Consider the following 22,870-nt stretch of genomic DNA (forward strand, 5'->3'; position numbering starts at 1 on the left):
CATGAATGCGATCGTCGACGTCGAAGTTGGTCAACTGCTGCAACAAAAATTGGATAAGCTCAAAGCTGCATACAATGCCGAACCTTATCCGGGTTTAGAGGCAAGAAAGCAAAAGCTTAACCTTCTTAAGCAGACTATTTTGAATAACCAGCAAGCGCTGGTGGAAGCCTTAAGTGAGGACTTTGGTTACCGCTCAGAATTTGATACAGCAATGACGGATGTATTGCCGACGGTTGCTCAAATCAATTACACCTTAAAACGCCTTAATAAATGGTGTAAGCCAAGTCGCCGTCATTCTGGTTTGTTACTTGCCCCGTCTAAAGTCACCGTTGAATATCAACCTGTTGGTGTGGTGGGTATCATCTCGCCTTGGAACTTCCCAGTAATCCTCAGCTTATCGCCATTAGTCACCGCGCTTGCGGCAGGTAACCGAGTGATGATGAAACTGAGTGAATTCACTCCTATGACCAACAAGGTGATTTCTGAGATTTGTCGAGCGTTGCCTGAAGATGTGGAGGTGGTTGAGGGCGAAGCCGAAGTGGCTCAAGCGTTCAGCAAATTACCGTTCGATCACTTGCTGTTTACTGGCTCTACTAATGTTGGTCGCGCGGTTGCTCGTGCTGCCGCGGAGAATTTAACCCCAATTACCTTGGAGCTCGGTGGTAAGTCTCCAGTTATCGTGGCAGACGATGCTAACTTGAACAAAGCAGTTGATGCGATTTTGTTCGGTAAATGCATCAATGCCGGACAAATTTGTGTTGCGCCAGATTATGCCTTTGTACCAGAGGGAAGGGTTAACGAGTTCGTCGCACTCTTCTTACAACGCTTTGAAGCGCTGTACCTCAAAGGTCAAGAAGAACAAGGTTTTACTCATATCATCAATCAGCGTCAGTACGACCGATTAAAGGCGGTATTGGAAGATGCCAAAGCCAAGGGCGCGGAGTTACATACCGTGCCTGAAACGAGAACAAAAGGTCGACGATTATATCCGCACTTAGTCACCAATGTTTCGGAAGAGATGACCATTATGCAGGAAGAGATCTTTGGTCCTCTTATGCCAATCAAGCCTTACCGTGATATCCAAGAGGTCATCAGCTACATCAACCAGAATCAACGCCCACTTGCGCTCTACATCATGTCAGAAGATAAGAGCATTATTGAGCGAATTACCCGTAATACTCACAGTGGCGGGGTCGGAGTGAACGACACGATTTTGCACGTTGGCGCGGAAGACGCACCATTTGGTGGTATTGGTGAATCTGGTATCGGTCACTACCATGGCGAGGAAGGGTTTAGAACCTTTAGTCACGCCAAAACCATTCTGAGCACACCAACGTGGCTACCTCGTGTAGGCATGTTGCTGGAACGTCGTGGCATGGCGATCAAAGCATTGCAAAAGTTCTTTATGCGTTAACGCTATTGATATTGGAACTTCAAGAAAAACATTCTGCGGCAGAGTCGGAGGTCTATGACTGACTCATATTAGCTGCTGGGCAGACAAATAAGCGCACCTTAACATATCGTCGTGGTGCGCTTTTTCATATTTATACCCAAGTAACCTCGAGATGCTAGGTTCAGCGAGACTGACTTGGTTTGTAGACGCGGCGGCGATTTAAAGATCTAGTCATTCTAAATCAAGAATCGGCAACAAAGTATACAAGCCAAGGCAGCTCGCCCTTTGGGAGCGTGTCATTGACCCGATTGCTGCGTCAAACAACTTGGAAAGAGCTGGCTATTACACTGCGTTGTTTTCCTTGCTCTCGAATCAATGACAACGCTCTGAATCCTGCATCTTGAAGTCACTTGGGTATATAGTTTCTTTGTTTCGTTAACATCGCTAGCGTTAAACGCCGTCGCTATTCTAGATGTTTAAACTGCAACGCGACCAATCGTTGATACAGTTCACAGCTTTGCATCAATGATTGATGATTACCGATATCAATCAGTTCGCCACCGTCGAGTACTGCAATTTTATCTGCGTGCTGAATTGTCGATAAGCGGTGTGCGATGATCAACGTAGTGCGGTCTTTCATCAAGGCTTCAAGCGCTTGTTGAACATGATGTTCACTTTCACTGTCAAGTGCGCTGGTGGCTTCATCAAGCAGCAGAATTTTCGGATCTTTTAGAATTGCACGAGCAATGGCAATTCGCTGTTTTTGACCGCCAGATAGCCTTACGCCACGCTCACCTAAAAAACTATGATAGCCGTCAGGTAGCTTTTCGATAAATTCATGAGCATGGGCTTTCTTTGCTGCTTCAATCACTTGTTCGTCTGTGGCTTCCGGATTACCGTAGCGAATATTGTGGAATACATCATGGCTAAACAATGCGGGTTGCTGTGGGACTAATGCCATTTGGCGGCGAAGATCGTTAGGATCGAACTGTCGAATATCTTCACCTCCAAACAATACATGTCCTTGCTGCGGGTCGTAAAATCGTTGTAGCAGCTCAAACAGCGTTGTTTTACCGGCACCAGAAGGACCAACCAAGGCTAACACTTTCCCTTGTTCTGCTTTGAGATTTAATCCTTTAATAGCTGGCTGATCGGGGCGAGAAGGGTAGTTGAAGTTCACTGAGTCAAACGTGACTTCTGCAGGCATGCGGTCGGTAATAGTAAGGTGATGGCTTGGTGCACTGATATCACTCTCAACTTGCAGGATCTCAATCAATCGTTCGGTTGCACCAGCGGCTCGTTGCAATTCTCCCATCACTTCAGAAATAGTGGCAGTAGAGGATGCAACCATGATGGCATAGAACACAAACGCAGCTAAATCACCAGCCGACATCTTGCCATGAATAACGTCACTGCCACCTACCCAAAGCATGCCTGCAATAGCGCTGAAAACAATCACAATAACGCCGGAGATCAAGATTGCGCGCTGTTTGACGCGTTGTCTGCCAACCTCGTAGGCTTTTTCTACTTCGACAGCAAACGCTGCGCGTTCATGCTGCTCTGAGCTAAAGCTTTGCACCGTTTTAATGTGTTCTATCGCTTCGCCAGCGTAGCTGCCCACATCCGCCATTGTGTCTTGGCTTTGACGCGATAAAGCACGAACGCGCCGGCCATAAACTAATATCGGCACCAAAACAAAAGGCACAGACGCCAAAACAATCAAGGTGAGCTTAACGTTAGTAGCGAATAACATAATGATCGCACCAAAGCACATCAATGCGCTGCGCATCGCCATGGAAAACGACGAACCAATAATGCTCTGAAGTAGAGTCGTATCAGTCGTGAGGCGAGACATAATGTCGCCGCTGCTGTTGGTCTCAAAATAGCTCGGATGCAGGGTAATCACATGATTAAACACCGCAAGGCGAATATCTGCGCTGACGCGTTCTCCAACCGAAGAAACCAGGTAGAAGCGGAAGAACGTTCCAACGGCAATACATAAAGTGACGGCAACAATAAACTGAATCGCGTTGGTTAGCTCTTGTAATGATTGCTGAGCAAAGCCTTGGTCAATCAAGATACGTACGCCATAACCGACGGACAACGTTAGGCTTGCTGTCGCGACAAGTGCGACTAGGGCAGCAGCGACACGCCATTTATAAGGCGAAATAAAGGTGTTGAGTTTAAGAAGAATGCCAAGGTTTTTATTATTTTTACTGCTCATGAGTAGCTCACAAAGCTTTATAGGTACTTGGCATAGTAAGCGACTTTTTGAGACGTGACCAGTGGCGCGTCTGATTCGAGTCATGGTTCATTAGTTAAAAAGAACACAGTCTCATGGAACCTAATTTCTCACTATTTGTTATTGGCATATGCTAATAATGAGGGCTACAGTTCATATCCCATTACCAATGAATAAGCGCCTCTCACCTTTGAATGTTGAGTTAGATGCATGATTCGTGAACGCTCTTATTAAAGCAGCTTAAGTTCAGAGACGTCTCAGATACAGAAGGATTTTATGTCACACCACAACCCCAAAAACCATCAGCAGTGTGCAGTGTGTTGCCAGCCATTTTTCAACGCCAACGATACTGTTCAGTTTTCCCAGATGCCGAATGGCGGCGTGCAGTGCGAAATCGTACCAACAGAGAAAGTTCAGGGATATCAAGGTGTCATGCAAGGCGGAGCAATCTGCGCTTTGCATGACACGGCTATGACCCACTGCCTTTTTGCTCAAGAGATATGTGCGATGACAGCAAAGCTCGAGGTTCGCTTTATCAAACCGGTTCCCCTTAATGCCATCATTCGCGTTGAGGCGCATTGCGTAAAGAGCAAACGAGGAATGTTTCTACTACAAAGCGAAATCTATGTGGGGGAACAATGTTACTCAAAAGCAGAAGCGAAGTTCATGCAGCATGTTGTCGACGCCGAATATTGACCTCAAAAGCCATTGGGATTATCGATAACATAAACCCAACCTCCATCTACATAATGCATGACTTCCAATGCCGTTCCTTGTATCGCGTTTTTTGTCTGAGTTGCACCTTGCGAAGTGTTCATTATTTCCCAATCTGAACGCACCATGGCAATGTCATCATTAATGTGGATGGAAACGCGCTTTGTATGCATGGTGACATCGCCTTTCATAAAACCTTCCAATACGCGTTTGATCGCTTCCTGCCCTTTGGCTTGATTGCCTTCTTTATCCAAAATAAATACCGCATCTTGATGGAAAAGTGTTCCTAATCCCTCCAAATCTTTATCCGCAAAGTATTGACCAAATAATGCATGTAACTCTGATGGTGTTTGTGGCTTCGGATAGAGCGTCTCCGCATGTAAACCAAGTGAGACAAAAGAAATAAACAGAAAAATATATCGCATAACGTAGTCCTCTAATTATTGGCTCAGGCAGCTTTCGTCCCTTTGCCTAATTGCCAATTCAAGATAGAACGGTTAGTTACGAATTAAAATTAGCTTCCCAAAAGTAACTAGTTACTCTCAGGTAACTAATGGTCTGAGGTGTAGTGTTTGATTACACTGGCGGTAAAAAACGGATTAGGGAAGGGCGATGTCGTCAAAAGTAAATCATCAAGTACAGCCTGTTGGCTATTGCAGCGTGGATAAATACTTAACATTGATATCGACTAAGTGGACCGCTCACATCGTTTGGTTGCTCGGGCAACAAGAAGAGATGCGATTCGGTCAAATTCGCAAGCAATTGGCGCTGGTTTCAAGCAAGGTGCTCACCGAACGCTTGAAGTTACTGTGCGAATATGGGTTTGTTTGGCGAAAACAAGAAGACACTATCCCTGTGACTGTGAATTACGGTTTAACCCCAAAAGGCAGAGAGTTTGCTAGTGTTGTCGACATCATAGTCCAAAAAGTTGATGACTGGGATGCCGAGTAGGTTACGTATCTAACCCCTTAGAACCCTTATGTAGAAACTAATAGATATGTTGATTGCATCTGATTGTGGAATGAGACTGAGAATTAACATATACCTGTATTACCGACCTTAAAAAAGAGTCACAATCATTACGGTTTTGACGGGTTGATTTATGAAATTTAATACATCTATTGACGATAATTTTGCTTCTTTCTACGACAGAGAGAACGACAACTATGTCTTTGTCGAAAGTACTGATAATGAAAACTTTGATGTAACAATAGGTACGGCAAGCGGCGCGACTTTGATAGGTACTGTATCTGCAAAAAATAATGAGGAGCTGAATGCTAAGCTCGGAGCTCTGTATCAAGGTTTTATGATGAAAAACGAGCGCGACTCTTAACGATTAGGTATTTCTAATCATAAACAACCATAGATTATTTACCTTTACTATGATGCTTGAGAACAAACATCATAGTCGCGAGATCTAAGCGCGGTTTTTCGCGAGTAGCAGATCGACTTTCCCTTTCGCTGTTTTACTCACGGTTTGCATAAACTTAAAGCTTGGATTGTGAATGCCGGATTGCTCCAAGCCCTCGACCATTTCAATCCAGAGTTTTGCTGTCATCTGTGCATCGGCTAACGCTCGGTGAAAAACGCCGTCATTATCGATGTTTTTGAAGCGAACTAGTTCTCCGAGTTTATGAGAAGGAGCATCTTGAATTAAACGTCTTGCCACTAGCAATGAGCATGCAAACTCGCCTGAGTAACCACAGTTGATTCGTTCAAGCTCCGCATCGAGGAAGCGCTTATCAAAAGATGCGTTGTGGGCGATAAGGTTTTCACCGGCAATGAACTCGCTGAATGATGCCATCACTTCAGCGCAGCTTGGTGCGGTGCGTAACATGTTATTGGTAATGCCAGTGTAGCCCTCGATGAAAGAACTGACTCTAAAGCCTGGGTTCATCAGTTGCTGAAAACTATCGACAACCTCACCGTCGACTAATTTTACTGCACCGATTTCAATAGCGCGGTCACCCATATTCGGAGAGAGACCAGTGGTTTCAAAGTCGAGTACGACAACAGAGTTAGCTTGGGGCATGAAAGTTTTCCAACTGAACGATAAGGGGCAAGAGTATCAACGAAACGGATACAAAAAGAAAGGTTATGATGGGTAGACTGTGTGAGTTAGGTTATTTACTATTCTTGATTCATTCGAACAAAGACATTGCGATTGCGCGCTCTTTAAACGAGCGCTTTTAGCTTCGAGGGAAATTATGGAAACGATCATCAAACAAGCAATTGAGCTGCGAAAAGAAGCTAAGTATCAAGCGTCGAGAGCGTTACTTACAACACTACTAGACGATGAACATTTTGCCGCAAAAGCGCACTTACAAATCGCTTGGTCGTACGACAATGAAGGCAAAGAGCAAGAAGCAATCGGTCATTACTTGTCTGCACTTTCAGGAACACTCTCTTCGGTAGAAAGATTTGATGCGTTGTTCGGCTTAGCGAGTACCTACCGAAGCCTTGGCGAGTATTCAGAAGCATTAAGCTATTTTGAACAAACGTTGGATGAATACCCTAATGCGATCGAAGTTCAGCCTTTTTATGCAATGTGCCTTTACAATGTGGGTCGACATAAAGAAGCCACATCATTGTTACTCGAACTCTTAGTGTCCACCACCAACAGCGATGCAATTAAAGAGTATCAGCGAGCCATTTCTTTGTACGCTCGAGATCTCGATAAAACTTGGTAGCTTTTGGTTCTAGTAATCATCAAATATTCAAAAAAGATTCACTACGCGCGGCATTTACGCTGTGTTGTTTTTATCATTAAAGTGGTGTGTTAAAGCTTCATTAAGGCGCTTTCTCACCGTTTTAAAGTGTTACATCCATGGAGAGGACAATGGAATACTTTCAGTACTATGGGATCGACTGGGTTGCGATGGTACTTACGTTTCTTGCCATTTGGCAAATCGGAAACAAGAACAAAATTGGTTTCATCTTAATGATGTGCGGAAACACCTGTTGGGTTGCAGTCGGCTATCTCACAGGCAGTGTGGCAATGATAGTCGCAAATATCGTCTTCTTCTCTATGAACCTACGCGCCATCATCAAGTGGTCAAAGCCAGAGCAAAGAACTAACGGCGTTGAGGTGTAGTCGTTAACCAAAACTACACTGAGGTAGAGTTAAAAGTAGCGCTTTTGAAGGATGTAATGTGAATAAAGAAGTAAGAGTTGGCGCTACGACCATTATCCTTCGTGACGGAAAAATAATGCTTGGTGAGAGCATTGGTTCTCATGGTGCAAACGCACAATAACAGTTGCACTTTTTGTTTTTTATTATGAGTTATAGTGACGTGTTTAATTATTTTAAACCCTATAAGCTAGTAGTTAGCCCTCCTATATCAGGTACTGTTTTAAAATACGGGGAGCCAATTGATAATATCGAAGTGACCCTGCTTGCGGGTTTTAGTCAGTATTATGAAAGAACTACTATGACAGACAAAGACGGTAGGTTTCATTTTGAATCAATCATTCACCGTCAATGGTTTAAGCCGCTGTCAATCAACACAAATTTAATTGGAATTCAGATCACTGCAAATATAAACAACAGTCAAATTTTAATGTGGTCTTCACATACTGGCTTGGATATCCATGATTATGTTATTGATAATTTGGAGAATCTAGAGTGCGATCTAGATGACTCTTCTTATGAATATCACTTTAAAAATCGAGTTGTACCAAACGGTCGCGAGCACTCGGTTTTTGGAATATGCCGCCTTCGAGGATATGACGAAAAAATACATCGAGAGGATTTATAACTCCCTTATCTCCAAAGTTAGCTTCAGAGCTAGCTTATCTGCCTTATCAATTGATTTCAAACAAGGAAGACCAGAAGCGCGGTCTTCCTTGATAGTCTGATACGAGAATATCTTCGAGAAGGGTTTATCGTTATCTATTCGTCATATTGTACTGAATAGTTTGGCTAAAGCTTGGCAGTGTGACCTCTAGCAGTGCCACATCTGGCAGAGTATCACCGTCGCTGTTCTGGTATTGATAGCGGTATGTGCTGACTGCATCGCCAGCGGTTTGTTTCATTGATTTGATTGGATGGAAGGCAAGACCAAAGAAATCTAAGTCTACTTTCCACTCTTTCACTGGATCTACATAGTAAACACCATAAACCAATGAACCATCATCCACATACTCCATTTCAAAGGTTTTGGTGCCTTTGCCGAACAACTTCTGAGTTGCTTTTTTGATTTCGCCATTCGGGTAGTATTGCAGTAAGAGGGTACTCTTTTCCTTTGGTGTCGAGAGCTTAACCTCACGGATTTTTCTTAACTTACCATCTTCATGGTAGGAGTAATGAAATTCGCGAACAGACATATCGTCGCCAGACTGCGGTACTTGGCGGCGTTGAAGAAGTTTGCCATCAGCACCATACGTATATTGAATTCGATATGTCGCGATAGGTGTACCGTTAAGATCGGCAGCCTCATCCTGAAAGACTTGCTTATTCTCAACATCAACTTGACCAAGTTCGTTATAGCTGTATTGAGAGATGAAGTTTTCTTTGGTGTGTCTTACGTAACTGTTGATTGAGCCGTGCTTCATTAGCGCACGCGCAGATTCCAAAAAGCCTGCATCGTTATAGGCGTAGTCAAATGTACTGTCTGCGTAGTCGCGCTGTGTTACTCGTCCTAGCTGATCGTATGAGTACGCGCCAGCTACAGTCAGTTGCCCTTGGTTAGACTTTGCTATTTGTGTTAAGCGAGATTGGTTTGCAGTGACCAGACCTTGGTCAATGTAATCTTTAAACACAGAATAGTGTTCGTAAGCCGTAGCGTTAAATGCAGCGAAAATTGCCAGACCGGCGAAGCTTCTTTTAATGTTCATAGTTAATAGCCTGTTATTTATGGTTTTTATTAATTTTTCAATCGGAAGATAGGTTTAACTCGACCGATGTAAGCGCCCTCAATTTCAGTATCGAGAAGCAAAGCTGAGCTTATCAGTAGGGTTTTATAAAGTAAGTATAAATATGATAATAATTATCATTTAAACTTATTTGTTTGAGATTGATTCAAAGAAAAAGCCAATGAAAACGCTCAAAGACCATAAAAAGAGGGGGTATTTTGAAACCAGAAATAATGTGGTGAAGTGACTTGCCTACATTGCTGTATCGCCAATATCAGCATGCCTGGTCGTTGTTTAATCAGTTGCGCGGCAATGTCAGGGAATCTTACTAATATGCGAGCTTACTAACACGCCATACGTGACACTTATTGTATTCTTACTGGAAGCGAAGAAGAGGAATCTATCAATGTCAAAAAGCTCCAAGCTTCAGAATGAAGACAAACTGGTTAAGAAGGCACTAGAGATTGGCGGGAAGATGGCGAAGCTACAAGGCTTTGACCTTCCGCAGTCACCACAACCTGTAAGAGTAAAAGCGATTTACCTATTCTTGGTCGATGCCAAGCAAATCACGCCACTGCCAGAAAGCAAGCTCGACGGCGCAAACATCAAACACAGACTGGCAGTATGGATACACAGTGCTTTGCCAGATAACGACCCTCTAAAGTAGCAAACTCAAGAAGTCGCATAGGTCATTAATTAACATAGAACATTAATTAACAAGGCGAGCCAAATGGTTCGCTTTGTTTGATCTTGGTAAGTGTACCGAGGTCTTCGAATGTTTCGTTATTATTGATTTACAAAACAGAATCAAAAGGACTAAAGATAAACCAAGAGAAGCGCTACAATGCACGCGTTGCGAGAGAGCAACCAAGTAGACTCATTCACAGAAACCTTAAAGTAACCATACATGTCTAAAGATTTCGAATTCACCACAGAATACACACTCGACAAACCGTTCTTTGCAGAGTGTTATGATCAAACTAGCCAGCCTGTTAAGTTCCCACACGCATACCTGAAAGGGATCTTGTTTCTTATTTTTGGTGTGGTCTTATTGGAGTTTGAGCTACTACCAAACGGTTATGTGGGTTGGTTCTTTATCGTATTGAGTGTAATTGAAGCGTGCAGTGTTTACTTCAAAAGAACTTGGTGGCTGTGGCGCCAAACCATCAGCTCAAGCCGTGGCAACAAAGTGGTGTTTGAAGTTAACGCGGATGGCGTGCGCTACAAAAGCGGTAAAATCGATCGCAGCCTCGCTTGGAATGAAATCGATCAACTCGAACAAACCGATTTGGGCTTTATCCTTCATATTGGTAAACAACGCCAATACATCAGCAAATCTTGCCTAAACGAAAAAGTCATCGAGTTTATGGTAGAACAGCACGCTGCATCGAAAGTAAGCTAACAAATTCCTCCTAACAAAAGAGGCGAGCCAGTGAGTTCGCCTTTTTTGCTCTTAGGATTTGGTGTTCAGGGGGGCACTCTAATTCAGGTTCAAAAACTGAATCACTACACTCGGTGTTTCGAATGGGTCATTCCAGCGAGCCTAGGAATCTACCTAAGCGTGCTGTGGGAATCAAACCCGCATCGTCAGCTTTGAAGGAGGTGTAGTACGGTTTTTGTAAGAGAAATTGGTCATTAAACCTATTTAATATTAATTATTACGTGTCCTTGTTTAGTAATGTTTTTTCAGAAAATCCTTTCAAATCGCACCTACTAATAACTTCAAGATCGAGACCATTCTCAACAAATCTATTTTTAAAAAAGTAATGATATTCATCCGAATTAATCTCACAACTTAAATCAAGAAGGTTATCTGAAATAAATTCATAGGGTTTCACATCAGAAAATCGAGCTTCTAGTAAGTAGTATTTTTTGCCATCTACAAAAATGTAAATGCCAATGTAGCTAGAGGATTCATGAAGGGCAGATTCTTTAAACGTCTGATAGTGGTATGTGGGTTCGAAATGAAAATACCCCTTTTCTGACGTCATTGTCTCGGTGATATAACGGTTGTTAGAAAAAGCCGTGTGTAGATAAACTACCTCGCTAGTAAACGCTTTTCCGTCTAAGTATAAGCTGCCAGTGATCTCTGGGCTAAGTGTGTATTGAAACTTTTTTGATTTGAAGAAATTAAACATATCTGCGTTACAACCTGTTGAGAGCAATAATATTGTGGCACTCATAAGGAAAACCAGTATTTTAGCCATTCGCTTGCCAATATCGTACATAGGTCAACTCGTCCCCACGCGTGAGGCGATACTATGTCCTAATGATCTCAAGTGCTAGCCTAGGGCTGCCCCAGTTTTCAAATTAAGTCATGCTAAATCGTATATCTAGGCGCACTTTAAAAAATAATGTAAATAATATGTCCATTACTTTCATGGTTGGCTTTGCTGCGTAATTCGTTGTCGAAGCCGAGCAGTCTTATTTAAATTGATACTCACCCAATACGGCAAGTTTTAGGCATACCAAGCCCATTTTCGCTTTAAAACTCACATCAACGTCTTTGGCTCGACGGCTGATACAACTGTAATGTGGGCAGCGAAGTTCGTCTTCAAACTAAAGCCTCGCTTAAAATGAATTTATGGAATCACATAATTGGATACATGACTTATTGTTGTCTGACGACCACGATATCGGGAGTATTGAAGTCTCTTACCTAAGCGAAGGTAAGTATGCTGAACAATTTGATGTACGTTGCGTGGTGATTTCAAGGATGGTTCGTTTACTGATCTCACCGTAGCGTAACGCTGGGTGATGTACCAATCAGAACAGTTCGATCACCCAGTGATTGAGAGCTACCTTGCGGTGGTGAAGAGTAATAACCTGACTGGTGATTAGGGGAGGTCGGAACAAGTTGCTCTTGATTGGCATGGTTTTAACACTCTAAAAGTCACAGCCGCAAGTCACTCATCTAACCCAATACTAAAAAGACGAACCACGCGGTTCGTCTTTTTCGATCTCTAAGCTTGGTGTTTAATTATTTATTCGATTTCAGACGCACAAGCTGAACCGCTACACGCGGCGCTTTAGGTGGGTCATTCCAGCGAGCCTAGGCGAGACTAGGAATCTCTCGAAGCGCGCTGTGGAGTTAGTGTTTAAAATGAACCCAAAAAAGTGAAACGGAATTACGACGAATACATCTATTCGATGTTGATGCTGTCTTACTACCTCTCTAGCTCAGTTCTGCCCCATTCCTTGTTAGGGAGCCAGCAAAACTAATAGCTATAAACCCACTCCTTATCGTTTCCATGTATCCGCATGACTGTTCCATCTTTGGCGCAGGCATGTGAGGTGCTGGATCTGTTAACTGTATGATTGAATGCCATTATTTGGGATGTTAACTTTAGAGTCACTAATGGAAGAATTCCATTGAATAAGATGTCATACGAACCAGTATTGTTGCTAACAACTCGTCGTAAGGAATACACGCTTGACTAAAAAAGAAAGAGAAAAAGCAAGATTAGTAAAAGAGCTTCTAGATGCTATTGAGAATAGAAATTTAGCTGTATTTGCTGGAGCTGGCTTGTCGATACCTGCTGGGTACGTAAATTGGAAGCAGTTATTACAGCCCATCGCTGATGAGCTAGACCTAGATATTAACAGGGAAGAGAATAACTTAGTTCAGTTAGCCCAATATCACTGCAATGTGAATCAATCAAATAGGGGGAAGATAAATCAGCTATTAGTTAATGAGTTTTCTCAAATGGCGAGTCTTACCGAAAATCATAGAATATTGGCGCGCCTTCCGGTAGAAACTTTCTGGACTACCAATTATGACAGGATGATTGAGTCAGCTCTGTTAGATGCGGGTAAAACGCCTGATGTAAAGTACAATAATAAACAACTAGCAATCACAGTGCCCAAGAGGGATGCGATTGTTTATAAAATGCATGGTGATGTTGAACATCCTAGCGAAGCCATTTTAACGAAAGATGACTATGAAAGTTATCACGTAAAAATGCAGCCTTTTCTCAATGCTCTGAGCGGCGACCTAATTTCAAAAACGTTCCTATTTCTTGGTTTTAGTTTTACCGATCCAAATCTTGATTACATACTTAGTCGAGTCCGAATCGCGTATAGCAGAGACCAAAGACCACATTATTGCCTGCTGAAAAATCTAACGAAAGATCAAGATGAAAGTGATGCAGATTTTGAATACAGGGAAAGAAAGCAAGAGCTTTTTATTCAAGATTTACTTAGGTTTGGAATCAAGTCAGTGATGGTTGATGAATATAGTGAAATCACTGCTGTTCTTCAAACGTTAGAAATGAAAACTAAGTCAAGGTCTATTTTCATATCTGGTGCTGCTAATGATTATGCCCCATATGAAAAAGCCGAATCGGAAAAGTTTGTGTATGAATTGAGTAAAGATCTGATTTCTAGCGGGTACCGAGTTGTATCTGGCTTTGGATTGGGGATTGGAAGTTCCGTGATATCTGGAGCACTAGAGTCATTATACATGAGCGGAAATAAGTTAGACGACAATCAGCTTTTATTAAGACCTTTTCCGCAGAATCAGATTGGGAAAACGGATTTGAAGTTACTTTGGCGAAAATACCGAGAAGATATGATTTCATATGCAGGCATAGCAATTTTCCTATTTGGTAACAAACTAGTTGAAGGGAATGTGATTCTATCTGATGGAATGAGAGAGGAATATGAAATAGCTCAAAATCAGGGGGTGTTTGTAGTGCCTGTCGGTGCGACAGGTTCTATGGCTGAAGTACTATGGACTGAGCTTAAATCAGCCATTGAGTCTAAGGAAGTTTCGTTCCCTAAGAATTTAGAAGATGCACTGTTATCACTTGGTGATAGTAGTTTGAGTTTTGACGAAATCAAAAAATCAATATTAGAAATTGCGTTAACCATAAATAAAGGAGTCTGACATGGCTAGGAAAGTATTTTTCAGCTTTAAATATCAAGATGTTTCAAGATCTATGGTGGTGAGAAATAGTTGGGTCACACAAGGGAAAGAAGCAGCAGGTTTTATAGATAAAGCCGAATTTGAAGAAGTAAAGAAGAAGGGTGATGCAGCTATTAGAAGTTGGATTGATAAGCAGCTAGAAGGAACTTCAGTTACCGTGGTTTTGGTGGGCGAGAAAACCTGTAGTAGCCGTTGGGTAAAATACGAAATAGAACAAAGTATTAAGCGTGGTAATGGACTTTTGGGAATAGACATCAGCAAAATTAAAAACCTGCAAGGTGAAACGTCTGAGCGCTGCGGTCAAATACCTAAAGGATACCAGTTTTACCTTTGGAATAAAGATGAGGGATATAAAAATATGGGGGACTGGATTGAAACAGCGGCAAAAGAGGCAGGTAAGTAAAAACCTATAGCAAACGGCTCTAAGCAAAGGCCCAATCCTCTCCGGTTTGGGCGTTGGCGACCCGAGTATTACCCCTCATTTTCCTGACTCATTTTTGTCCATAAACAAGTTTTAAAAGTCTTGCCCTAAACAAAAAAGGCGAACCAATCGGTTCGCCTTTGTCTATTTAGATTCTACAAAAATTAATCTTCGTAGTTATCGATGCTTGGGCACGAGCAGATTAGGTTACGGTCGCCGTATACGTTATCTACGCGGTTTACTGTTGGCCAGTACTTCCAAGATTTGGTTGCTTTAGAAGGGAAGCAGCCAAGCTCACGAGAGTACGGGCGATCCCATTCATCTTTCGCTAGGTCAACTTGAGTGTGTGGCGCATTAACAAGCGGGTTGTTATCTAGCGGCCATTCACCGTTCTTAACCTTCGCCATCTCTTCACGGATTGCGATCATCGCATCACAGAAGCGGTCTAGCTCTTCTAAGTCTTCCGATTCTGTTGGCTCAACCATGAGCGTGCCTGCTACAGGGAACGACATGGTAGGTGCGTGGAAACCGTAGTCCATTAGACGCTTCGCGATGTCTTCTTCGCTGATACCTGTTTCTTCTTTCAGTGGACGAATGTCAATAATACATTCGTGCGCTACACGACCGTTTGAGCCACGGTAAAGAACAGGGTAGTGAGGGCGCAATTGCTCCATCACGTAGTTCGCGTTCAGAATCGCTACTTTCGTTGCGTCTGTTAGACCAGCTTCGCCCATCATTGCGATGTAAGCCCAAGAGATAGGCAGGATAGACGCGCTACCCATATCCGCTGCGGATACTGCGAAGTTTTCGCCGTCTGCACCGTTTTCAATGTGACCCGGTAGGAAAGGTGCTAGGTGCGATTTCACACCGATAGGGCCCATGCCCGGACCGCCACCACCGTGTGGGATACAGAAGGTTTTGTGTAGGTTTAGGTGAGAAACGTCTGAGCCAATAAAGCCCGGCGTTGTTAGACCAACCTGTGCGTTCATGTTTGCGCCGTCAAGGTAAACCTGACCGCCCGCTGCATGAACCATTTCACATACTTCTTTCACTTGCTCTTCGTATACGCCGTGCGTAGAAGGGTAAGTGATCATGATGCTTGATAGGTTGTCTTTGTGCTTCTCGATTTTCGCTGCTAGGTCAGTGACGTCGATGTTGCCTTCTTCATCACACTTAACCACAACCACTTTCATTGACACCATAGATGCTGTCGCAGGGTTAGTACCGTGCGCAGAGCTTGGGATCAAACATACGTTACGGTGACCTTCGCCACGGCTTTCGTGGTAGCGTTGAATCGCGATAAGACCTGCGTACTCACCTGATGCACCAGAGTTTGGTTGTAGTGAGAATGCGTCGTAGCCTGTGATTTCACATAGCTTCTCTTTAAGATCTTTTGCTAGTGCGGCGTAACCGGCTGCTTGTTCTGCTGGTGCGAACGGGTGGATCGAACCAAACTCAGGCCACGTTACTGGGATCATTTCTGCTGCTGCGTTCAGCTTCATCGTACAGCTGCCCAGTGGGATCATGCCGTGCGTTAGTGAGAAGTCTTTGTTCTCTAGCTGTTTTAGGTAACGCATCATCTGTGTTTCGCTGTGGTGTGTGTTAAACACAGGGTGCGTTAGGTATTCTGTTGTGCGGCGCAGTGCCTCTGGAATTGCTGCAAATTCGTTGCCTGCAATTTCAGTTGATAGTGCTGCCACTTCTTCTTTCACACCGAATACTGCGAATAGGGCTTCTACGTCTGCCACGGTTGTGGTTTCGTCGAAGCTTACGCCTAGCTGAGTACCCAACTTACGTAGGTTGATGTCTGCCGCTAGTGCTTTTGCGTATAACTCTTCAGTTTGTGCACCAGTATTGATGGTGATGGTGTCGAAGAAGCTGTTGTGAGCAAGCTCGAAGCCGCCTTTAGTTAAACCAGCAGCTAGGATGGCTGTCATATGGTGCGTACGACGAGCAATCGTACGTAGACCTTCTGCGCCGTGGTAAACCGCGTAGAAAGACGCCATGTTCGCTAGCAGTGCTTGAGCGGTACAGATGTTTGATGTCGCTTTTTCACGACGGATGTGTTGCTCACGGGTTTGCATTGCCATGCGCAGTGCTTGGTTGCCGTTGGTATCGATAGAAACACCGATAACACGACCTGGCATAGTACGCTTGTGCTTGTCACGTGTTGCCATGAAGGCTGCGTGTGGACCACCGTAACCCATAGGAACGCCGAAACGTTGTGCCGAGCCGATTGCTACGTCTGCGCCCATTTCACCAGCAGGTTTTAGTAGGGCAGAAGCCAATAGGTCAGTCGCTACCGTTACCAACGTTTTGTTTGCTTGAGCTTTTGCGATGATGTCCGTTAGGTCACGAACTTCACCCGTTGTGCCTGGGTATTGAACTAGCGCGCCGAATACGTCTTGCTCTGGTAGTGATTCTAGAGAACCAACTAGGACTTCAAAGCCGATGAATTTCGCACGAGTTTTTACCACTTCGATAGTTTGTGGGTGAACGTTGTCAGCAACGAAGAATACGTTACTCTTGCTCTTACCCGCACGCTTACAAAGTGTCATCGCTTCTGCTGCTGCCGTTGCTTCATCGAGCAGTGACGCGTTCGCGATTTCCATACCAGTAAGATCCATCACCATTTGTTGGTAGTTTAGAAGTGCTTCTAGACGACCTTGTGAGATCTCTGGTTGGTAAGGGGTGTAAGCGGTGTACCAGCCCGGGTTTTCCATCACGTTACGTAGAATTACGTTTGGCGTGAAGGTGTTGTAGTAACCCTGACCAATGAATGTACGTTTAACTTGGTTCTGATCGGCGAACTTACGCATTGCTGCCAGCATGTCTGCTTCGCTTTTCGCTTCTGCCAAGCTCATTGGCTGCTCTAGGCGAATTTGCGCTGGTACAGTTTCGTCGATAAGTGCATCAAGGCTTACTGCGTTGATCGCTTCCAACATTTTTTGTTGGTCAGATTTATTTGGTCCATTGTGGCGAGCAACGAACTCATTCTGTGTGCTGAGGCTTTGAAGTAATTCAGTCATTGTCCTTTACCTACTCCTTGGTTCGGGTAACGGATTTACGCTACTGATAATCTAAATTATACGTCCGAACCTAGAAAAAAAGCTGTCCACTAATCGTTATGCTAGGGGACAGCTTTCGTCTCATCCTAATTACTCTTCTTCGATAGAGCTTAGGTATTCTTCCGCATCTTTTAAGTCATCCAACTCAGATGGGTTTGAAAGCTTCACTTTCACAATCCAACCACCTTCGTATGGTTCTTCGTTGATTAGCTCTGGGCTGTCTTCTAGCTCTTCGTTGATTTCAACTACTTCGCCAGTGATTGGTGAGTAGATGTCTGAAGCGGCTTTTACTGACTCAACCAAAGAAAAGCTCTCGCCCGCTTCGACTTCATCTTCCACGTCTGGTAGGTCAACGAAAACTACGTCACCTAGCATCTCTTGAGCGTGCTCTGAAATACCGATAGTTACTGTGCCGTCACCGTTGTCACGTACCCACTCGTGGCTATCTGTAAACTTCAGTGTTTTGTCCATTGCTTAATCTCCAAATAACTTGTCAGGATAGTTTCTGATTTAATAAATCTTTTATTGGTAAAGAGGGTAACGACTGCAAAGCTCTTTCACTTGCTTGCGTACGCGTTTTTCTACTTCTGCGTCACCTTCTGGGTTGTTCACCAAACCGTCCAGTACGTCACCAATCCAATTACCGATGAGTTTGAATTCTTCAGCGCCAAAGCCGCGGCTTGTACCCGCAGGCGTTCCTAAACGGATGCCCGATGTAATCATAGGCTTCTCTGTGTCGAATGGGATGCCATTTTTGTTACACGTGATACCTGCACGCTCTAGTGCTTCTTCTGCTTTGTTACCTTTCAAGCCTTTAGGGCGAAGGTCAACCAGCATCAAGTGCGTGTCTGTACCACCGGTTACGATGTCGCAACCGCGAGTTTGCAATACTTCCGCTAGAACTTTTGCGTTGTTGATCACTGAATCAATATAAGTTTTGAATTCAGGACCAAGCGCCTCACCGAACGCGACTGCTTTAGACGCAATTACGTGCATCAGTGGACCGCCTTGTAGGCCTGGGAATACCGCTGAGTTAATTTTCTTAATGATGTCTTCGTGATTGGTCAGAATCATACCGCCACGTGGACCACGCAGTGTTTTGTGTGTTGTGGTTGTAACAACGTGTGCGTGAGGAAGCGGGCTAGGGTGCGCGCCTGTTGCGATAAGACCGGCGATGTGCGCCATGTCGACCATAAGAATCGCGTTTACTTCGTCTGCGATTTCACGGAATTTTGCGAAGTCGATAGTACGTGGAATAGCACTACCGCCTGCGATGATCATTTTAGGTTGGTGCTCAAGTGCTAGTTGGCGAACGTCTTCGTAGTTGATTTCTAGTGTTTCGCGGTCAACGCCATATTGAACTGCGTTAAACCACTTACCAGAAAGTGCAGGGCGTGCACCGTGTGTTAGGTGACCACCTGCGTCCAGAGACATACCAAGAATAGTGTCGCCAGGTTGAAGTAGTGCCAGTTTTACTGCGCCGTTTGCTTGTGCGCCTGAGTGTGGTTGAACGTTTGCGTATTCACAATTGAAAAGTTTTTTCGCGCGTTCGATAGCAATGGCTTCCACTGTATCTACGTGCTCACAACCACCATAGTAACGGCGACCTGGGTAACCTTCAGCGTATTTGTTTGTTAGGCATGTGCCTTGAGCTTGCATTACCGCTTTAGACACGATGTTCTCAGAAGCGATAAGTTCGATTTGTTCATTTTGGCGAGCGAATTCTGCCTGAATTCCAGCAAAGACAGCGTCATCTGTCGCGGAGAGGTTGGTAGAGAAAAAGTTTTCCAAGCTGTGGTTAGGGTAACTCTTGTTCATGGTAGTTGACCTTCCAAATCTGAAAATGAACCCGCAGTAGAAATAGTTGTTTGATTGCGATGGTGGCTCATTTGTCCTCAAAACAGCTGAACTGCATAGCAGAACAGAGTGACTTTCGACCCGAATAAGTGGGTTAAAACTCCGTCGGATTGTGGTTTCTCTTGTCCAATCTCTTACGGAAATGTGCATCTCTACATCTAACAAGTTGGTAACATAGCGCTTGCGGAACGAACAATCAACCAAAAATTTCCTATAGGAAACGAGATTTCTGGTTTTGTTAACAAGAGCACGCTTTAATTAACTCGGTGGACTTTTATCCACTATAGGGTTCATGCACAATGCTAATAGGAAGGAATAAAGGATATTTACAGAGGGATTTATGGCAGAAAGTATTTACGATGAATACCCGTCAATGACGTTGGCGAAAGAGCAACAAGACCAAAATATTGAACCGCTTAAGCTCGGTCAGCGCATTAAAGATATCCGCTCTAAACTTGGTATCACTTTGGAAGAGGCAAGCCAACGTACTGGGCTTGCGCGTTCTACGCTAAGTAAGATCGAGAATGAACAGATTTCTCCTACGTTCCAAGCGATGCAAAAGCTAGCTCACGGATTGCAGATCGATATGCCGCAACTATTTGAACCGCCAAGGAAAAAGGTAGCAACAGGGCGTCGCGATGTGACCAAAAAGAAAGAGGGCAAACCGCACCCAACCCAAACTTACGAGCACGAGCTGCTGGCGACTCAACTTTCCAATAAGAAAATGATGCCTTTTAAGAGCCAAATCCGTGCTCGCAGTTTTGACGAATACAAAGACTGGGTTCGCCATGATGGGGAAGAGTTTTTACTCATCTTATCAGGTGAGGTTATGTTTTATTCTGAGTTCTATGAGCCCGTTGTATTAAGCGAAGGCGACAGTGTGTATTACGATGCGAACATGGGTCATATGTTGACCAGTGTGAGTGAGGAAGACGCGCACATTTTGTGGGTGACTGCCAAATAGTGATAAATAGTTGTAAATTTCCTATAGTGAAAGCAAACGATTGCTATCTGTTTTGAATGCGTTATGATGGCGCTCTGTTGATGATATCTCACTCAACAGAGCGCTTTTTTGTGCGTTTTGTTGTGATTAAAATGTTAAAAGTCACACTTTTGAAAGTCGAGCGATGTCTTGTTCGTGCAAAATTGAATCAAGCGTGTTTATTATTGGAAACACATTGAATGCCGACAGCATTCTCGGGTCTATCTAAATGGAGACGAAAATGACTCAAGAACTTCTGAAAACACCACTGCATGCACTTCATGTTGAAGTAGGCGCAAAGATGGTCCCGTTCGCGGGTTACGACATGCCAGTTCAATACCCACTAGGCGTTAAGAAAGAACACTTACACACACGTGATGCAGCAGGTCTGTTCGATGTTTCTCACATGGGTCAACTTCGTTTGATTGGCGATGGTGCAGCAGCTTTCCTAGAGACGTTAGTTCCTGTTGATATCGTAGATCTAGGCGCAGGCAAGCAACGTTATGCGTTCTTCACTAATGAGCAGGGCGGTATCATGGATGACTTGATGGTCGCGAACCTTGGTGACCATCTGTTTGTGGTTGTGAACGCAGCATGTAAAGAGCAAGACATTGCACACCTTCAAGCGCATCTTCCTTCTGGCGTTGAGCTGGAAATCATCGATGATCGTGCGCTGCTTGCGATTCAAGGTCCTAAAGCAGCAGAAGTACTAGCGCGTTTTGCTCCTGAAGTAGCAGAGATGCTGTTTATGGATGTTCGTAAAGTTGAACTACTCGGCGTTGAGTGCATTGTTTCTCGTAGTGGTTACACTGGCGAAGACGGTTACGAAATCTCGGTACCGGCTGACAAAGCAGAAGAGCTTGCTCGTAAGCTAACTGGCGAAGAGGAAGTCGAGTGGATCGGTCTTGGTGCTCGTGATTCACTTCGTCTTGAATGTGGTCTGTGTCTATACGGTCATGACTTAGATACAACGACGACTCCTGTTGAAGCAAGCCTATTATGGGGCATCCAAAAAGTACGTCGCGCAGATGGTGAGCGTGCGGGCGGTTTCCCTGGTGCAGACATCATTCTTAAGCAGATCGAAACAAAAGACGTTGCTCGTAAGCGTATTGGCTTGGTTGGTCAAACAAAAGCGCCTGTGCGTGAAGGTGCAGAACTGTACGATGCAGATGGCAACAAGATTGGTGTAGTAACCAGTGGTACAGCAGGTCCAAATGCTGGTAAGCCAGTTTCTATGGGTTACGTGCGCGCCGATCTTGCGGCTATCGGTACAGAGCTATTTGCAGAAGTACGCGGCAAGATGCTACCAATGACGGTAGAAAGAATGCCTTTCGTACCGCAACGCTACTACCGTGGTTAATTAAAGCTCGTCATCCAGCGAGTCAAAGCGAGACTAGGAATCTACTTCCCACGCGCTGTATAGCTATAGTGTCGCGTTTAGGAATAAGCAACTATTAAGTAGGTTCCATTTCGTTTCCTCTTTGAAACGAAAAGCATAAACAAAAATGCCGAGCAAATTGCTCGGCATTTTTACGTTATTCTGAAGGTGTTGATTACGCGCTTAATTCTTCAATCGGGCAACACATATCGATAACCACTTCACTCAATTTGTCTGGGTGAATCATGTCTTCTTTATTCACACTAAATTGGCTTGCCATGATGGTGTTGAACAATTCCCAGTGTCTGATCAGCATCTTGTCGCGGTTGTTTGCGTCTTCTGGCCATGTCTCTTGCATCATTGGAGCTAGGCTAATCGCGCCATGAGCAAATACCAGCATTTGCCATTTTGATTCCCACTGATCGATTTGGTATTCAGGGTATTCAACATTGTAGTCAGCAAAGAGGTCGGTAAAAATCGCTGCAAATTCGTCTTTCGATCTTAAGAAGTATTGCAGTAGCGCATCATCGCCTTGGCGAATCGCGTCAGCAATCATCTGCACTGGGTGAGGGTTAACCAGCGCGAACGCAAGCATTCTTACCATGAATAGGTAAATCTTCTGATTAGACGGGGTGTTTGCTGGCATTTCGTTAACCAGCTGCGCCATGTAACCTTGCATGAACTCGTCCATGGCATCACTTACGGCTTGCCAGATCTTCTCTTTGCTTCCGAAGTGGTGGCGAATCAAACTATGGGAGACACCAGCCTTTTCACTGATGTTTCGAAGCGAAACTCGTTCATAACCTAACTCACAGAACATATCTGCCGCGACTCTAAGAATCAGGCACTTAGTTTGCTCAGCGGCTTCAGCACTCCTACGGCCTTGCTTTCTCTCTGTCATAGTTCGAATTTTCCCGAATATTATTCAACGCGCCTATTTTTACCAGAAACCGGACGATTTGACTAATTATTTTATTATCCACGTGGAAAATATGTTGATCATTTTTTCATTATTCTTATACTGCACGACTGTG

At 44.1% G+C, this 22,870-nt stretch carries 23 protein-coding genes and 1 pseudogene; 15 read left to right on the top strand and 9 right to left on the bottom strand.

The window, feature by feature from the left end; genetic code table 11:
• The first annotated feature begins 1 nt into the window (after position 1).
• On the top strand, positions 2–1,414 hold the full coding sequence (locus tag NL647_RS03515) for a coniferyl aldehyde dehydrogenase (protein ID WP_253649644.1): 1,413 nt from the start codon (positions 2–4) through the stop codon (positions 1,412–1,414).
• 442 nt (positions 1,415–1,856) lie between these two features.
• Here the strand turns inward: NL647_RS03515 and NL647_RS03520 are convergent, their stop codons facing one another.
• Complete coding sequence (locus tag NL647_RS03520; protein ID WP_009696758.1) at positions 1,857–3,617, bottom strand: ABC transporter ATP-binding protein/permease; 1,761 nt, start codon at positions 3,615–3,617, stop codon at positions 1,857–1,859.
• Between the two features lie 294 nt (positions 3,618–3,911).
• On the opposite strand from NL647_RS03520, the gene NL647_RS03525 reads away from it, so the two are divergent.
• Positions 3,912–4,331 (top strand): PaaI family thioesterase, encoded by a 420-nt coding sequence (locus tag NL647_RS03525; RefSeq protein WP_029789393.1) that lies wholly within the window; start codon positions 3,912–3,914, stop codon positions 4,329–4,331.
• Between the two features lie 2 nt (positions 4,332–4,333).
• On the opposite strand, the gene NL647_RS03530 is transcribed toward NL647_RS03525, so the two are convergent.
• Positions 4,334–4,774, bottom strand: coding sequence for a DUF4440 domain-containing protein (locus NL647_RS03530; RefSeq protein WP_009696756.1), 441 nt, complete (start codon positions 4,772–4,774; stop codon positions 4,334–4,336).
• A gap of 187 nt (positions 4,775–4,961) precedes the next feature.
• On the opposite strand from NL647_RS03530, the gene NL647_RS03535 reads away from it, so the two are divergent.
• Both NL647_RS03535 and NL647_RS03540 read left to right on the top strand, forming a co-directional pair.
• Positions 4,962–5,300, top strand: coding sequence for a helix-turn-helix domain-containing protein (locus NL647_RS03535; RefSeq protein WP_005451632.1), 339 nt, complete (start codon positions 4,962–4,964; stop codon positions 5,298–5,300).
• Between the two features lie 151 nt (positions 5,301–5,451).
• Positions 5,452–5,682, top strand: a complete 231-nt coding sequence (locus tag NL647_RS03540; RefSeq protein WP_017188992.1) for a hypothetical protein — start codon at positions 5,452–5,454, stop codon at positions 5,680–5,682.
• 84 nt (positions 5,683–5,766) lie between these two features.
• On the opposite strand, the gene NL647_RS03545 is transcribed toward NL647_RS03540, so the two are convergent.
• Positions 5,767–6,381, bottom strand: a complete 615-nt coding sequence (locus NL647_RS03545) for a PolC-type DNA polymerase III (protein ID WP_253649645.1) — start codon at positions 6,379–6,381, stop codon at positions 5,767–5,769.
• 175 nt (positions 6,382–6,556) lie between these two features.
• On the opposite strand from NL647_RS03545, the gene NL647_RS03550 reads away from it, so the two are divergent.
• The 4 genes and pseudogenes from NL647_RS03550 to NL647_RS03565 all read left to right on the top strand — a co-directional run bounded on the left by NL647_RS03550 (position 6,557) and on the right by NL647_RS03565 (position 8,107).
• Complete coding sequence (locus NL647_RS03550) at positions 6,557–7,039, top strand: tetratricopeptide repeat protein (protein WP_005451637.1); 483 nt, start codon at positions 6,557–6,559, stop codon at positions 7,037–7,039.
• A 149-nt stretch (positions 7,040–7,188) separates the two neighbouring features.
• Positions 7,189–7,443: a nicotinamide mononucleotide transporter gene (locus NL647_RS03555; protein ID WP_017188997.1), complete on the top strand. Its 255-nt coding sequence runs from the start codon at positions 7,189–7,191 to the stop codon at positions 7,441–7,443.
• Between the two features lie 58 nt (positions 7,444–7,501).
• A pseudogene (locus NL647_RS03560) lies at positions 7,502–7,594 on the top strand (ADP-ribose pyrophosphatase); the annotation flags it as partial.
• Positions 7,595–7,627: 33 nt separating this feature from the next.
• The gene (locus NL647_RS03565; RefSeq protein ID WP_253649646.1) at positions 7,628–8,107 is read left to right on the top strand and encodes a DUF6795 domain-containing protein; all 480 of its coding nucleotides are present in this window, start codon (positions 7,628–7,630) and stop codon (positions 8,105–8,107) included.
• A gap of 130 nt (positions 8,108–8,237) precedes the next feature.
• Here NL647_RS03565 and NL647_RS03570 read toward each other — a convergent pair whose 3' ends face one another.
• Positions 8,238–9,185 (bottom strand): hypothetical protein, encoded by a 948-nt coding sequence (locus tag NL647_RS03570; RefSeq protein ID WP_029789388.1) that lies wholly within the window; start codon positions 9,183–9,185, stop codon positions 8,238–8,240.
• Positions 9,186–9,609: 424 nt separating this feature from the next.
• Here NL647_RS03570 and NL647_RS03575 point away from each other — a divergent pair, with 424 nt between their 5' ends.
• Together NL647_RS03575 and NL647_RS03580 are read left to right on the top strand one after the other, a co-directional pair.
• On the top strand, positions 9,610–9,870 hold the full coding sequence (locus NL647_RS03575; protein WP_005451643.1) for a DUF5062 family protein: 261 nt from the start codon (positions 9,610–9,612) through the stop codon (positions 9,868–9,870).
• Positions 9,871–10,110: 240 nt separating this feature from the next.
• Positions 10,111–10,605, top strand: coding sequence for a YcxB family protein (locus tag NL647_RS03580; RefSeq protein WP_253649647.1), 495 nt, complete (start codon positions 10,111–10,113; stop codon positions 10,603–10,605).
• 256 nt (positions 10,606–10,861) lie between these two features.
• On the opposite strand, the gene NL647_RS03585 is transcribed toward NL647_RS03580, so the two are convergent.
• Positions 10,862–11,431 carry a DUF6795 domain-containing protein gene (locus NL647_RS03585; RefSeq protein ID WP_253649648.1) on the bottom strand — a complete coding sequence of 190 codons (570 nt, stop codon included), beginning with the start codon at positions 11,429–11,431 and terminating at the stop codon, positions 10,862–10,864.
• A 356-nt stretch (positions 11,432–11,787) separates the two neighbouring features.
• On the opposite strand from NL647_RS03585, the gene NL647_RS03595 reads away from it, so the two are divergent.
• The 3 genes from NL647_RS03595 to NL647_RS03605 all read left to right on the top strand — a co-directional run bounded on the left by NL647_RS03595 (position 11,788) and on the right by NL647_RS03605 (position 14,533).
• Positions 11,788–11,946: a hypothetical protein gene (locus tag NL647_RS03595; RefSeq protein ID WP_230850251.1), complete on the top strand. Its 159-nt coding sequence runs from the start codon at positions 11,788–11,790 to the stop codon at positions 11,944–11,946.
• A gap of 690 nt (positions 11,947–12,636) precedes the next feature.
• Positions 12,637–14,091, top strand: coding sequence for an SIR2 family protein (locus NL647_RS03600; protein WP_253649649.1), 1,455 nt, complete (start codon positions 12,637–12,639; stop codon positions 14,089–14,091).
• Between the two features lies 1 nt (position 14,092).
• Positions 14,093–14,533, top strand: coding sequence for a TIR domain-containing protein (locus NL647_RS03605; protein WP_114767260.1), 441 nt, complete (start codon positions 14,093–14,095; stop codon positions 14,531–14,533).
• Positions 14,534–14,715: 182 nt separating this feature from the next.
• Here NL647_RS03605 and gcvP read toward each other — a convergent pair whose 3' ends face one another.
• The 3 genes from gcvP to NL647_RS03620 form a co-directional block, all read right to left on the bottom strand.
• Complete coding sequence (gene gcvP, locus NL647_RS03610) at positions 14,716–17,580, bottom strand: aminomethyl-transferring glycine dehydrogenase (protein ID WP_253649650.1); 2,865 nt, start codon at positions 17,578–17,580, stop codon at positions 14,716–14,718.
• 129 nt (positions 17,581–17,709) lie between these two features.
• Positions 17,710–18,090: a glycine cleavage system protein GcvH gene (gene gcvH, locus NL647_RS03615; protein WP_005451648.1), complete on the bottom strand. Its 381-nt coding sequence runs from the start codon at positions 18,088–18,090 to the stop codon at positions 17,710–17,712.
• A 51-nt stretch (positions 18,091–18,141) separates the two neighbouring features.
• Positions 18,142–19,437 (bottom strand): serine hydroxymethyltransferase, encoded by a 1,296-nt coding sequence (locus tag NL647_RS03620; RefSeq protein ID WP_005451650.1) that lies wholly within the window; start codon positions 19,435–19,437, stop codon positions 18,142–18,144.
• A gap of 379 nt (positions 19,438–19,816) precedes the next feature.
• Here NL647_RS03620 and NL647_RS03625 point away from each other — a divergent pair, with 379 nt between their 5' ends.
• Both NL647_RS03625 and gcvT read left to right on the top strand, forming a co-directional pair.
• Complete coding sequence (locus NL647_RS03625; protein ID WP_005431308.1) at positions 19,817–20,440, top strand: helix-turn-helix domain-containing protein; 624 nt, start codon at positions 19,817–19,819, stop codon at positions 20,438–20,440.
• A gap of 259 nt (positions 20,441–20,699) precedes the next feature.
• Positions 20,700–21,818, top strand: coding sequence for a glycine cleavage system aminomethyltransferase GcvT (gcvT, locus tag NL647_RS03630; protein ID WP_050924388.1), 1,119 nt, complete (start codon positions 20,700–20,702; stop codon positions 21,816–21,818).
• A 193-nt stretch (positions 21,819–22,011) separates the two neighbouring features.
• Here the strand turns inward: gcvT and NL647_RS03635 are convergent, their stop codons facing one another.
• Positions 22,012–22,737 carry a TetR/AcrR family transcriptional regulator gene (locus tag NL647_RS03635; protein ID WP_005451652.1) on the bottom strand — a complete coding sequence of 242 codons (726 nt, stop codon included), beginning with the start codon at positions 22,735–22,737 and terminating at the stop codon, positions 22,012–22,014.
• Between the last annotated feature and the right edge of the window lie 133 nt (positions 22,738–22,870).

Origin of the sequence: Vibrio sp. Y29_XK_CS5, assembly GCF_024181835.1 — a bacterium.
In the GTDB taxonomy this organism is placed as follows: Bacteria; Pseudomonadota; Gammaproteobacteria; order Enterobacterales; family Vibrionaceae; genus Vibrio; species Vibrio harveyi.